The organism is Lysobacter sp. M2-1 (genome assembly GCF_022662495.1).
Lineage (GTDB): Bacteria > Pseudomonadota > Gammaproteobacteria > Xanthomonadales > Xanthomonadaceae > JAKPBU01.
In genome coordinates, this window is the sequence record NZ_JAKPBU010000011.1 from 63,201 (window position 1) to 76,096 (window position 12,896).

10 protein-coding genes are annotated in these 12,896 nt (G+C 67.7%); 5 read left to right on the top strand and 5 right to left on the bottom strand.

From position 1 onward, the window contains the following. Nucleotides 1-57 precede the first annotated feature (57 nt). Nucleotides 58-1,041, bottom strand: a complete 984-nt coding sequence (locus tag MC375_RS15565) for a bifunctional riboflavin kinase/FAD synthetase (RefSeq protein WP_242104340.1) — start codon at nucleotides 1,039-1,041, stop codon at nucleotides 58-60. A gap of 87 nt (nucleotides 1,042-1,128) precedes the next feature. Beyond that, the gene (gene murJ / locus MC375_RS15570; protein ID WP_345779294.1) at nucleotides 1,129-2,766 is read right to left on the bottom strand and encodes a murein biosynthesis integral membrane protein MurJ; all 1,638 of its coding nucleotides are present in this window, start codon (nucleotides 2,764-2,766) and stop codon (nucleotides 1,129-1,131) included. Between the two features lie 323 nt (nucleotides 2,767-3,089). Here murJ and rpsT point away from each other — a divergent pair, with 323 nt between their 5' ends. Then, nucleotides 3,090-3,359 carry a 30S ribosomal protein S20 gene (rpsT, locus tag MC375_RS15575; protein ID WP_242104631.1) on the top strand — a complete coding sequence of 90 codons (270 nt, stop codon included), beginning with the start codon at nucleotides 3,090-3,092 and terminating at the stop codon, nucleotides 3,357-3,359. Between the two features lie 104 nt (nucleotides 3,360-3,463). Here rpsT and cgtA read toward each other — a convergent pair whose 3' ends face one another. The 3 genes from cgtA to rplU form a co-directional block, all read right to left on the bottom strand. Then, a complete protein-coding gene (gene cgtA / locus MC375_RS15580; protein WP_242104341.1) occupies nucleotides 3,464-4,507 on the bottom strand; it encodes an Obg family GTPase CgtA in 1,044 nt (347 codons plus the stop codon). A gap of 156 nt (nucleotides 4,508-4,663) precedes the next feature. Continuing rightward, a complete protein-coding gene (gene rpmA, locus MC375_RS15585) occupies nucleotides 4,664-4,924 on the bottom strand; it encodes a 50S ribosomal protein L27 (protein WP_242104342.1) in 261 nt (86 codons plus the stop codon). Nucleotides 4,925-4,936: 12 nt separating this feature from the next. After that, the gene (gene rplU, locus MC375_RS15590; protein WP_242104343.1) at nucleotides 4,937-5,272 is read right to left on the bottom strand and encodes a 50S ribosomal protein L21; all 336 of its coding nucleotides are present in this window, start codon (nucleotides 5,270-5,272) and stop codon (nucleotides 4,937-4,939) included. A 424-nt stretch (nucleotides 5,273-5,696) separates the two neighbouring features. Here rplU and MC375_RS15595 point away from each other — a divergent pair, with 424 nt between their 5' ends. The 4 genes from MC375_RS15595 (at nucleotide 5,697) to uvrA (ending at nucleotide 12,853) form a co-directional block, all read left to right on the top strand. Further along, nucleotides 5,697-7,763 carry a S8 family peptidase gene (locus tag MC375_RS15595; RefSeq protein WP_242104344.1) on the top strand — a complete coding sequence of 689 codons (2,067 nt, stop codon included), beginning with the start codon at nucleotides 5,697-5,699 and terminating at the stop codon, nucleotides 7,761-7,763. A 69-nt stretch (nucleotides 7,764-7,832) separates the two neighbouring features. Next, the gene (locus tag MC375_RS15600) at nucleotides 7,833-8,801 is read left to right on the top strand and encodes a hypothetical protein (RefSeq protein ID WP_242104345.1); all 969 of its coding nucleotides are present in this window, start codon (nucleotides 7,833-7,835) and stop codon (nucleotides 8,799-8,801) included. A 95-nt stretch (nucleotides 8,802-8,896) separates the two neighbouring features. Further along, on the top strand, nucleotides 8,897-9,817 hold the full coding sequence (locus tag MC375_RS15605) for a hypothetical protein (protein WP_242104346.1): 921 nt from the start codon (nucleotides 8,897-8,899) through the stop codon (nucleotides 9,815-9,817). Between the two features lie 156 nt (nucleotides 9,818-9,973). Then, nucleotides 9,974-12,853: an excinuclease ABC subunit UvrA gene (gene uvrA, locus MC375_RS15610; protein ID WP_242104347.1), complete on the top strand. Its 2,880-nt coding sequence runs from the start codon at nucleotides 9,974-9,976 to the stop codon at nucleotides 12,851-12,853. Nucleotides 12,854-12,896: the final 43 nt, after the last annotated feature.

The window sequence follows — 12,896 nt, forward strand, 5'->3', positions numbered from 1 at the left end:
GGAACGCAGTCTCCGGCAGCAGGATCGTGGACTTGTACGGGTTGTCTTGTTTTTCGCTCACGCGCTGGCTCGCCGGGGTGCTGGCTGTGGGAGGGAATTCTGCTGAAGAACCGCGCGCGCCTGGGCGGCGTCACGATGCATCTGCGCGACCAGGGTCGGCAGGTCCGGGAATTTCTCTTCGTCGCGCAGCCTGGCGACGAACTCGACCTCGATCCGACGGCCATACAGGTCGCCGTCGAAATCGAACAGATGCGCTTCCAGGAGCGGTTCAGTGCCATCAATCGTGGGGCGCGTACCGAACGACGACACCGATGGCCACGGCTGCGCGCCCACGCCATGCACGCGCGTGGCGTAGATCCCGCGCAGTGCCGGCGTCTTGTTGCCGAAGCGCAGGTTGGCGGTCGGGAACCCGAGCGTGCGCCCGAGCTGGCTACCGCGGACGACACGCCCGCCGATGGCGTAGGGCGCCCCGATCAGTCGCGCGGCCAGCCCGAAGTCGCCCTGTCCCAGGGCGGCGCGGATGCGGGTGCTGGAGACGCGCTCGCCACCGAGTTCGACCGGGTCGATCGCGCCGGCGGCGAAGCCATGTTCCGCACCGAGCGCCTGCAGCGTGGACAGATCGCCGACGCGACCCTTGCCGAAGCGGAACTCCGGACCGACCCACACCTCGCGCGCTGCCAGGCGCGAGACCAGCAGGCGCTGCACGAACTGCTCTGGTGACATCGCAGCCAGGGCGGCGTTGAATCGAAGCAGGCCGATCCGGTCGATCCCCGATCCGAACAAACCCTGCACTTTGGCGCGCGGCAGCATCAGCCTTGGCGGCTTGGCGTCGCGCGCGAAGAACTCGCGCGGCAGCGGCTCGAAGCTCAGTGCCACTGCGGGCGCGTCCGCTGCGCGCGCGCGCGCGACCGCATGGCCCAGCAGCGCACGATGGCCCAGGTGCAGGCCGTCGAAGGCGCCGATGCAGACCACGCTGCCCTGGGGGCACAGTGGCCCGCCTTGCGCGTCGCGAAACATGCGGTCACGAAGCAGGTTGTTCATAAGGACCGGCGAGTATAGCTGCGGTGCAGCATGGCGACGGAGGCCGCGACCGGGCAAAGCCGCGTACTGCCGCGGGACGCTTCGCTGTCAATGCCGCAAATGCCGCGGCCGCAGGCCGGTGGCGAACAACGTCGCCCCGTAGACCAGCGCGCCGGCCGCCACTGCGGCCAGCAACCACACGGTGCGCTGCCACATGCTCGCGATCGTCGTCCAGTCGCCCACCCACCAACGAATCGCCACCAGCACCGCCGCCATGGTGAGGCAGGCCGTGGCCAGGCGCGCGGTGAAGACCTTCCATCCCGGTTGCGGCTGCAACATCCCGGCGCGACGCAGGTAGCGCCACAGCAGCCATGCGTTGAAGATGCCGGCCAGCGCAGTCGCCAGTGCGATTCCCCCGTGCGCGCCGTCCACACGGTAGTACCAGAGCGGCGTGGTCAGGGCGATGGTCAGCCCCACGTTCGCCGCCACGGTCCATAGCGCCGCGCGCATCGGGGTCTTCGTGTCCTGGCGCGCGTAGAACGCGGGCGACAGCACCTTGCTCAACATGAACGCCGGAATGCCCAAGCACATGGCGCCAAGGCTGATCGACGCCATGCGGGTGTCGTGCGCCGTGAACTTGCCGCCCTGGTAGACCACCGATGTCAGCGGCTCGGCAAGCAGCAGCAGGCCCAGCGCCGCCGGCACGCCCAGCAGCAGCGCCAGGCGCAGGGCCCAGTCGAGCGCGGCCGAGTAGCCGGCGGAATCGGTGGCGGCATGCCGGCGCGAGAGGTGCGGCAGGATCACGGTGCCGATCGCCACCCCGAACAGGCCCAGCGGAAATTCCACCAGCCGGTCGGACAGATACAGCCAGGTCTGGCTGCCGGTCACCAACAGCGAGGCGAACACCGTTCCCACCAGCAGATTGAGCTGCCCCACCGAAGAGGAGAACAGGGTCGGCAGCATCAGCTTCGCCACCCGACGCACGTCGGGATGATTGAAGCCGGGTTTCAGGGTCGGCCGCAGTCCCAGCCGTCCCAGCGCCGGCCACAGCACCAGCAACTGCAGGATGCCCGCGGCCAGCACGCCCCAGGCCAGGGCCTTGGCCGGCACCTCGAAGTACGGCGCCAGCCACAGCATCGCCGCAATCACGGTCAGGTTGTGCAGCACCGGCGTGACCGCCGGCAGGGCGAATTTGCCGAAGCTGTTGAGCACCGAGGCCACCAGCGCCATCAGCGAGATGAACACCAGGTAGGGGAAGGTGATCCGCAGCATCTGCGTGATCCATTCGAACTTCTGTGGTTCGTCCATCGAGCCCGGTGCGAACGCGCCCGCGATCAGCGGTGCGGCCAGCATCCCCATGGCTGCGACCACCAGGACCACGGCGAACAGCGCGCCGGCCATGCGGTCGATGAACTCCTTCAGGGCCGCCTGGTCGCCGCGCTCGCGGATTTCGTTGAGCACCGGCACGAAGGCCATCTGCATCGAGCCTTCGGCGAAGATCCGGCGCAGGTAGTTGGGAATCCGGTAGGCGATGACGAAGGCGTCCATCGCCGCCGAGGTGCCGAAGATGCGCGACTGCAGCGCATCCCGGACGAAGCCCGCGATCCGCGACAACAGGGTCATGGCGCTGAAGATCGAGGTCGAGCGCAGCAAGCTGGCCTTGGGCAGCGGCTTGCCTGACGCCTCGGCCTCGCCTCCCGGCGAGACGACCGCCGGATCGAGCTTCGGATCCACCGGGTCGCTCACTCCAACCCCCGGATGTGGCGATCGGCGCTCTCTCCGCGCCCGGCCCCCGTGGGAGCGGCCTTGGCCGCGATTGTCTTTTCCAACATCCCGACCGAATCCAGAGCGATCGCGGCCGAGCCCGCTCTCACAGATGTGACGGCCATGAGGCCTGCTCCCCCCGGAGGTCCGCCGCCCGCCAACCCGAGTGAGGCGCCTGGGCCGTTGACCCAAGTCCCTGAATCGCCCATACTTTCCCGCTTCGTTTGACCGGCCGGCTGCGCTTTTCGCGCGCCGTCGCTTTCGAACCCGCCCATTCCAACCCGCTTTTTCCAGAGATTCCGAACGTGGCCAACATCAAGTCCGCCAAGAAGCGCGCCAAGCAGACCATCGTGCGCAACGCGCGCAACGTCGCCCAGCGCTCGATGCTCCGCACTGCCGTCAAGAAGGTGATCAAGGCGCTCGGCGCGCACGATGCCAAGGCCGCGCAGGACGCCTTCGCCGCCGCCCAGCCGTTGCTCGACCGGATGTCGGCCCGCGGCCTGATCCACAAGAACAAGGCCGCCCGTCACAAGAGCCGCCTGACCGCACGCATCAAGGCGCTGCAGGCCGCCTAACACGCGCGAAACCCGCTGCGTCCAGAACCCGGCCCCGGCCGGGTTTTTTGTTGCCTGCGTTGCACCGCCGCGGCGATGCCGTGGCAAGGCGGCCGCGCCAGCGCTCACCCGTTCGCTTCCTGTTCTTCTTCACGCTGCCGGTCCAGGAAGGTCTGTACGGCCAGCATGACCGGCCATGTGCCTTCGCGGCCGATCGCCGAGGTCAGAAACCAGGGTTGCGTCCAGCCCAGCTCGGCGACCACTTGCTCGGCAAGCGTGCGCGCTTCGTCTTCGAACATCAGGTCCGACTTGTTGAGCACCAGCCAGCGCGGCTTGTCGAGCATCGCCGGGTCATATTTGCGCAGTTCGTGCTCGATCGCACGGACCTGCTCGACCGGGCTGGCTTCCACCCCGCCTTCCATCGGCGCGATGTCCACCAGGTGCAGCAGCAGCCGCGTGCGCTGCACATGACGCAGGAACACGCTGCCCAGGCCGGCGCCGTCGGCGGCGCCTTCGATCAGGCCGGGAATATCGGCGATCACGAAGCTGCGATGCGGCTCGACGCTGACCACGCCAAGGTTGGGATAGAGCGTGGTGAACGGATAGTCGGCCACCTTGGGCGTGGCTGCCGACACGGCGCGGATGAAGGTGCTCTTGCCGGCATTGGGAAAGCCGAGCAGACCCACGTCGGCCAGCAGCTTCAGCTCCAGCCGCAACGTGCGCTGCTCGCCCTCGCCCCCAGGCGTCGAGCGGCGCGGGGACCGGTTGACCGAACTCTTGAAGTGCATGTTGCCCAGGCCACCATGCCCGCCGCGCGCAACCAGCAGACGCTGCCCGTGCTCGGTCAGGTCGCCGATGACCTCATCGGTATCGACGTTGTGCACGACTGTGCCCACCGGCACCGGGATAACCTCGTCTTCGCCGCCCTTCCCGTACATCTGGCTGCCCATGCCGCCTTCGCCGCGGCGTGCACGGAACTGCTTCTGGTGGCGAAAGTCGACCAGGGTGTTGAGGTTTTCGTCGGCCTGCAGCCAGACATCGCCGCCCTTGCCGCCGTCGCCACCGTCCGGCCCGCCCAGCGGGATGAACTTCTCGCGACGGAAGCTCACGCAGCCGTTGCCGCCGTTTCCGGCGGTGACTGTGATTTCGGCTTCGTCGACGAGTTTCATTGCTGGTGGGAATCGAGGTTCGGTGAGCGGGGTTCAGCGAATTCTAGTGGGTCGTCCGAGCGCGGCTTCACCGGCGCTCCAAGGCAAGGCGGCAATTGCGCCCTCCGCAAATGAAAAACCCCGCCGAAGCGGGGTTTTCCGCGGATGTCGCCGGGATCAGGCGGCCGTCACCACGCTGACCGTGCGACGCTTTTCCTTGCCCTTGGTCGAGAACTCCACCGTCCCGTTGACCAGCGCGAACAGCGTGTGGTCGCGGCCCAGGCCGACGCCCATGCCCGGATGGAACTGGGTGCCGCGCTGGCGGATGATGATGTTGCCCGCTTCGATCGACTGGCCCCCGTAGATCTTGACGCCCAGGTACTTCGGGTTGGAGTCGCGGCCGTTGCGCGAGGAACCTACGCCCTTCTTGTGTGCCATGGCTGCTGCTCCTTACCTGCTCTTATCGGATTTGTCGCCGTCACCGGAAATACCGGTGATCTCGATTTCGGTGTAGTGCTGCCGGTGGCCCATCTGCTTGCGATGATGCTTGCGGCGGCGGAATTTCACGATACGCACCTTGTCGGCGCGGCCGTGGGACTTGACGGTGGCGGTGACCAGCGCGCCCTTGAGCGCATCGCCGAGTTTCACGCCTTCGCCGTCGCCGAGCATCAGGACCTGATCGAACCTGATCTCCTTGCCGGCTTCGACGTCGAGCTTCTCGACGCGGATCGTCTCGCCTTGCATCACGCGGTACTGCTTACCGCCCGTGACGAGGACTGCGTACATGGGTGTTTCCTTCTGTAGTTCTTCTAATGGTGACCCGCCCTGCCCGGTGCAAAGCCGGGCGGACAGAAGCGGAATTGTATCCAGAACAACGAGTTGCAGCAAGGCGCGCAGGCAGGCAACCAGGCGCGACAGCGGCGGCGGCCGGCATCCGCGGTCGATCCTAGGGTCAGCCCCAGCTTGCAGGACCGCCGCGCCGATCGAGAATCGGCTGCGTCGTCAAACCTGAACGCCAGCCGAGCGGGTCCTGAACGCTGGCGCCGGGATGGGGATGCCCAGCCGCGTACCGCTGGGTGGGTCAAACGGGGTCGTCCGGGTCGATTCCTACAACCAATTGTGCCCCGCCGGGATGGCGGGGCGATCAGGCACTTCCCGAAGGACAGGGGGGACCCTCGGGACGCCCCTTCACGATGTTCGGGAGAGAAGCATGATCCGCATCACCCGTTCCACCGGTCTCACGGCGCTTGCCGTGGCGACCGCGGTGTTCATCGCCCCGGTGGCTTACTCCGGCGGCAAGCTGGCGACCTTCGCCCAACGCGGCCTGCCGGCCAGTTCGCAGCTCGCGGCCAAACAGCAGGTCAGCACCGACCGCTTCATCGTTACCTATCGCGACGGCGGCGCCCGGCTCACCGCGGCTACGCGCAACGAGGCCCTGTCCAAAGCAGCGGTCGCGCTCGGCGTGCGCATCAGGCCGGTCCGCACTCTGGCGACCGGCGCGAGCCTGATCCGGACCGAGCGCAAGCTCGGCAGGGCCGCCGCCAAACGCCTGATGATCGAGTTGCTCAAGGATCCGAACGTGCGTGCGGTCGACATCGACGCCCGCGTGAAGCCCGCCTTCGTCCCGAACGATCCGCTGTACACGCAGCAGTGGCATTACGGCAATGGTGCCGGCGGGATCAATCTGGAGCCGGCGTGGGACCTCAGCCAGGGCGACGGCGTGGTGGTCGCGGTGCTCGATACCGGCATCACCGCGCATTCCGAACTCGACGGTCAGAAAGTGGCCGGCTACGACTTCATCGCCGACATCGACACCGCTGTCGACGGCGACGGCCGCGACGCCGACCCCAGCGATCCGGGCGACTGGCACGACGGCGAATGCAACATCTTCGGCATCCCCGAGGACAGCAGCTGGCACGGCACCCACGTCGCCGGCACCGTGGCCGCGGCGACCAACAACGGCGCGGGCGTGGCCGGCGTGGCTCCGGGCGCGCGGGTGCAGCCGGTGCGCGTGCTGGGTAAGTGCGGCGGCTTCTTCTCCGACATCGTCGACGCAGTGACCTGGGCCTCAGGCGGCAGCGTCGCCAACGTCCCGGACAACGCCACCCCGGCCGAGGTGATCAACCTCAGTCTCGGCGGCGGCGGCGCCTGCCCCGTGGCGATGCAGGACGCGATCGACGGAGCGGTCTCCCGCGGCACCACGATCGTCACTGCGGCCGGCAACGGCAGCAGCGACGTCGCGGGCCACACCCCTTCCAACTGCGAGAACGTGATCGCGGTATCCGCGGTCGGTCCGACCGGCGCGCTCGCGGGTTATTCCAATTTTGGCAACCTGGTCGACGTGGCGGCCCCGGGCGGATCGGGGGTGGCGCCGGCAGAAGACAACGTGCTGTCTACACTCAACCTGGGCACGCAGGGACCGACGACCGAAGGCTATGCCTGGTATGCGGGCACCTCCATGGCGGCGCCGCACGTCGCCGGGACTGTCGCGCTGATGCAAGCCGCAGCCGACACGCCGAAGACGCCCGATGTGATCGAGGAAATTCTCGAAAACACCGCCTACGCGAACGGCGGTTTCGCCGGCGGGTGCAGTTATGACAAGCCCTGCGGCACCGGCATCATCGACGCGCGCGCGGCGATCGCGGTGGCCAATGGATCCGAGCCGCTGCCGCCGGATCCCCCGCCGCCGCCGCCGCCGCCGCCGGGCATCCCGCTGCAGAACGGCGTGGTGGTGACCGGAATCCAGGTCGCCCAAGGCACGGACATCGTCTACGAACTGCAGGTGCCCAACGGCGCGTCGCAATTGTTCTTCGGCATGTCCGGCGGCACCGGCGATGCCGACATGTACGTTCGCCGGGGCCAGCGACCGACCGACACGGCCTACGACTGCCGGCCGTTCCGCTCCGGGAACGAGGAAACCTGCTACTTCCCCGCGCCGGAGAGCGGCACCTACTACGTGCGGATCAAGGGCTTCTCCGCCGCGACCGGCGTTTCGCTATATCCGAGCTTCGTGGATGCCAACTGGCCGCGCGGCGAAGCGGCCACGGTGACCCAGCTGTCCGGACACCGCACCCGGGTGCTGCTGACCTGGGATGCGGGCAAGCGCCAGGTGGATATCTACCGCGACGGCGCGATCTATGCCACCACTCGCAACACCGGAGCGTATACCGACATCTTCCGGATCGTGGGCACCGGCACCAAGACCTACATGATCTGCAACAAGGGCACCGAAGAGTGCTCGGACGAGGTCGAGATCGAGTTCAACTCGCGACGTTGACTGCCGCCAGTACGAGGGCCCGGTTCGCCGGGCCCTCGACTTGCCAGTACTTCCAGCATGAGGGGCGACATGTCTGCTGTTACGCTTCCGCTTCAGGCCCGCACGGTCATACGATCCGCGCTGCGTGCTGCGCAGCCGTTCGCAGTGGTTGCGCTGCTCGTCATCGGCACCGGCTGCGGGCAGCAGCCGAGCGGAGAACTCGCGCAGGCACCACAGGTCAGTCCATTGCCGAAGACGGACGCGCGGCTGACCGTGGCCAACAACAGCGGGCGCTACCATTTCGAAGGCATCGTGGCGGACCAGGCGACGCGCGAGTCCTTGTTGCGCAGTCTCGAATCGGTCTACGGCCGCGATGCCCAAGGCACGATCGCGCTCGACCCCAATACCCATCCGGCGCCTTGGGTGGGCGCGCTCGACAAGCTGTTCCTCGTTTTCCGCGTGCCCGGCGGCATGCTCGATTTCCGGGGCAAGCGCATCGAACTCAGCGGTGCGGTGCCCGACGAAAACCGGGCCGCTCTGCTGCGCAAGGCGCGCGAACTCTATCCGGACCATGCGCTGACCGGGTTGTTCGAAGGCGTCGATACCAATCACGCGCTGCCTGAGGGGGATGACCACGTTGCCTTGCTGGCCCTCCTCAACCGCATCCCGATCTCGTTCCAGGCCGACAGCGGGGTGGTTTCCCCCGGCAGTCTGGATGGCCTCAGCCGCGCCGCACGCGCAATCCAGGCGGCGGACACTGAGCTCCGCCTGCAGGTGGGCGTTCACCCGGAACGCAGCGACATGCCGGACTACGACCGCGACATCGCCTTCCAGCGCGCGAACTCCATCAAGGTGCAGCTGGCGATCCGCGGCATCGGTCCCGGCAGGCTCGATGCGACCGTGCTGGACGGCGGCCCGGCTGGCAAAGCCGGGCGTGTCGAATTCGCCCTGGCCGAGGTCGTACCGAGGGGCCTGGCGCGAGCCGAGCCTGCGGCCGCCAACGCCAGGCCGGGCAGTGGACAGTCCTCACCATTGGTGAACGCCCAGGCGACGCCCTGACAGGGTGTTGCACCGCGCAAAGGTGTCGCGCGTCATGCGCTCTGTCGTAAGGTGCGGATTCCATCGCGGCCGCGAGCCGGCGCAGACGCTACCCGATGACACCCACGATCCCGTATGCCACCGCCTGCCGCGGACGCACAGCGCTCGTCGCTGCGTTGGCCGGGCTGATGGCCGTGATCGCTGGCTGCAGCCGCCCACAGCAGGCTTCCGAGCTGCCGCACACGCCGATTCCGAAAGCCGAGGCCAGCCTGACCCTGGTCGCCGAGGGCAGCACGTTGCGCTATCTGGGAGTCGTCGCAGACGCCGCCACGCGCCGGCGGCTGACCGATGCGCTGGACGGCACCGGACCGGCGCAGGGCACGATCGACGTGGACCCGGCCACCCTGCCCCCGCCCTGGGCCGCGGAGCTGGGCCCATTGGCGGGCGCCCTGAGGCGCAGCGGCGGGCAGCTGCAGTTGCAGGGCAAACGGATCGAGCTTATCGGCGAACTCAGCCAGGAGCACCGGGCGACCCTGCTCAGGCAGGCACAGCGCCTGTATCCCGGGTATGCGTTGGCGGGACAGTTCATGGGCGTCGACCTGCGCCAGGCGCTACCGGAGCGGGGCGATCGGGACGGACTGCTTGCCTTCTTGAACGCCATTCCAATCCGGTTCCACGACAACAGTGGCCTGCTCGTCCCTGCCAGCATCGAAGGCCTGGCGCGCGGCGCGCGCGCGATCCGCGCTGCTGGACCGGTCGCGCGGCTGCGACTGCGGGTTTACCCGGAGCGCGACGGCGAAGGCGCTGCCATTGCCCGACAGCGCGCCGAAGCGATCGCCACCCAGCTGGCGCTGCGCGGCATCGGGGCGGACCAGGTCGAGGCCGTCGTGGCGGAGCCAAACGGTGGAGGCAAGGCCGACATCGTCGAATTCACGATCGCGCCGCCGCTGGACGCTGCGACGGACCAGCCTGCGACCGGCACCGAGCCGGTTGCGGAAGGCGAGGCCGGACCGGCGGCGCCCACGCCCGTCGACTGAACCGCGCCGCACAACCCGCCGTCTCAGCGGGCGAGACGCCGCCAGGCGATCTTGCCGAATGGCAAGTTTGCCCCCACCTCACCCAGTCGCTACGCTGGTCGATCGCCCGGCGTTCGCGGGCGTGATGCCCTTCTCCGCAGCAACCCGGACCCATTGATGGCGCTGGATACGATCCGCATCCGCGGCGCGCGGACGCACAATCTCAAGAATTTCGATCTCGACCTGCCGCGCGAGCGGCTGATCGTGATCACCGGACTGTCCGGCTCGGGCAAGTCCTCGCTGGCCTTCGACACGATCTACGCCGAGGGCCAGCGTCGCTACGTGGAATCGCTGTCGGCCTATGCGCGCCAGTTCCTGAGCGTCATGGAGAAGCCCGACGTCGATCACATCGAAGGGCTCAGCCCGGCGATTTCGATCGAGCAGAAGTCGACCTCGCACAATCCGCGCTCTACCGTGGGCACGATCACCGAGATCTACGACTACCTGCGCCTGCTGTACGCGCGCGTGGGCATCCCGCGCTGCCCCGACCACGGCTACCCGCTCGAAGCGCAGACCGTGAGCCAGATGGTGGATCACGTGCTGGCACTGGGGGCGGACGAGCAGACCCGCGACACGCGCTGGATGCTGCTGGCGCCAGTGGTGCGCGATCGCAAGGGCGAGCACGCCCAGGTCTTCGACCAGCTGCGCGCCCAGGGCTTCGTGCGGGTCAGGGTCGACGGCGTACTGCATGAGATCGATGCGGTCCCGCCGCTAGCCCTGCGGGTCAAGCACACCATCGAAGCGGTGATCGACCGCTTCAAGGTGCGCGAGGATCTCAAGCAGCGCCTGGCCGAATCCTTCGAGACCGCGCTGAAGTTGGGCGAAGGCAGCGCACTGGTCACGTCGATGGACGACGAGACCGCGGCCCCGATCCTGTTCTCCTCCAAGTACAGCTGCCCGGTCTGCGACTACTCGCTGCCGGAGCTGGAACCGCGGCTGTTCTCGTTCAACTCGCCGGTCGGCGCCTGCCCCACCTGCGATGGTCTGGGCGTGGCGCAATTCTTCGACCCAGCACGGGTGGTCGTGCATCCCGAGCTGTCGCTGGCCGCCGGCGCGGTGCGCGGCTGGGACCGTCGCAACGCGTATTACTTCCACATGATCCAGTCGCTGGCCAAGCATTACGGCTTCAAGGTCGACACCGCCTGGCAGGATCTGGACGAGGACGTGCGTCAGGCCGTGCTCTATGGCAGCGGCCGCGATGTGGTGAATTTCACCTACATCTCCGATTCGGGCAGCCGCCATCAGCGCAAGCACAAGTTCGAAGGCATCGTGCCGAACCTGGAGCGGCGCTACCGCGAGACCGAATCGTCCGCGGTGCGCGAGGAACTGAGTAAATACATCAGCGAACGCCCCTGCACCGAATGCGGCGGCGCGCGCCTGAATAGCTCCGCCCGCAACGTGTTCGTCGCCGACCGGCCGCTGCCGGACCTGGTGGTGCTGCCGATCGACGAGGCGCTGGCGTTCTTCGGCCAGCTGACCCTGTCCGGCTGGCGTGGCGAGGTCGCGTCCAAGATCGTCAAGGAAATCGCCGAGCGGCTGAGCTTCCTGGTCGACGTCGGACTCGACTACCTGACCCTGGAACGCAAGGCCGATTCGCTTTCCGGCGGCGAAGCGCAGCGCATCCGCCTCGCCTCCCAGATCGGCGCCGGCCTGGTCGGCGTGATGTATGTGCTCGACGAGCCTTCGATCGGCCTGCACCAGCGCGACAACGAGCGCCTGCTGGGCACGCTCACCCGCTTGCGCGACCTGGGCAACACGGTGATCGTGGTCGAGCACGACGAGGATGCGATCCGCCTGGCCGACCACATCGTCGACATCGGCCCGGGCGCCGGCGTGCACGGCGGCGAGGTGGTGGCGCAGGGCTCGTTCGAGGACGTGCTCAAGGCGCCGCGTTCGGTCACCGGCCAGTACCTCAGCGGCAAGCGCCAGATCGCGGTGCCGAAATCGCGGCACAAGCCCAACCGCAAGATGCTGCTGACGCTGCAGGGTGCCTCGGGCAACAACCTCAAGAACGTGGACGTCGAAATCCCGGCCGGCCTGTTCACCGCGATCACCGGTGTTTCCGGTTCCGGCAAGTCGACTCTGATCAACGACACGCTGTACGCACTGGCCGCGAACGAGATCAACGGTGCCTCGCACAAGCCCGCGCCTTACCGCGACGTGCAGGGGCTGGACCTGTTCGACAAGGTGGTGGACATCGACCAGTCGCCGATCGGCCGCACGCCGCGCTCGAATCCCGCCACCTACACCGGCCTGTTCACGCCGCTGCGCGAGCTGTTCGCGCAGGTGCCCGAATCGCGCGCACGCGGTTATGCCGCGGGCCGCTTTTCCTTCAACGTGCGCGGCGGTCGCTGCGAAGCCTGCCAGGGCGATGGCCTGATCAAGGTCGAGATGCACTTCCTGCCCGACGTGTACGTGCCCTGCGACGTGTGCCATGGCAAGCGCTACAACCGCGAGACACTGGAGATCCTGTACAAGGGACACAGCATCCACGACGTGCTCGAGATGACGGTCGAGGACGCACTCAAGCTGTTCGAACCGGTCCCCAGCATCGCACGCAAGCTCGAGACCCTGGTGGACGTGGGCCTGAGCTACATCAAGCTGGGCCAGAGTGCCACGACCCTTTCCGGCGGCGAAGCGCAGCGGGTGAAGCTGTCGAAGGAACTGTCGCGGCGCGACACCGGGCGCACGCTCTACATCCTGGACGAGCCGACCACCGGTCTGCATTTTCACGATATCGAGCACCTGCTGACCGTGCTGCACAAGCTGCGTGACGACGGCAACACGATCGTGGTGATCGAGCACAACCTCGACGTGATCAAGACCGCCGACTGGATCGTCGACCTGGGTCCGGAAGGCGGCCATCGTGGCGGCCAGATCATCGCCGAAGGCACACCCGAGGACGTCGCGCGGATGCCGCAATCGCACACCGGCCGGTTCCTGGCCAAGGCGCTTAACCTGGACACCAAGCCTGCCAGGCGCAGGTCGGCGGCCTGAGCAACGCGGCGGGCGCTGCGCGCGCGCCGCCAGCAGTCACTGT

Coding starts and splice junctions, on each gene's coding strand:
- MC375_RS15565 (WP_242104340.1), bottom strand. CDS start 1,041: ATGAACAACCTGCTTCGTGACCGCATGTTTCGCGACGCGCAAGGCGGG.
- uvrA (WP_242104347.1), top strand. CDS start 9,974: ATGGCGCTGGATACGATCCGCATCCGCGGCGCGCGGACGCACAATCTC.
- MC375_RS15600 (WP_242104345.1), top strand. CDS start 7,833: ATGTCTGCTGTTACGCTTCCGCTTCAGGCCCGCACGGTCATACGATCC.
- rplU (WP_242104343.1), bottom strand. CDS start 5,272: ATGTACGCAGTCCTCGTCACGGGCGGTAAGCAGTACCGCGTGATGCAA.
- MC375_RS15605 (WP_242104346.1), top strand. CDS start 8,897: ATGACACCCACGATCCCGTATGCCACCGCCTGCCGCGGACGCACAGCG.
- cgtA (WP_242104341.1), bottom strand. CDS start 4,507: ATGAAACTCGTCGACGAAGCCGAAATCACAGTCACCGCCGGAAACGGC.
- rpmA (WP_242104342.1), bottom strand. CDS start 4,924: ATGGCACACAAGAAGGGCGTAGGTTCCTCGCGCAACGGCCGCGACTCC.
- MC375_RS15595 (WP_242104344.1), top strand. CDS start 5,697: ATGATCCGCATCACCCGTTCCACCGGTCTCACGGCGCTTGCCGTGGCG.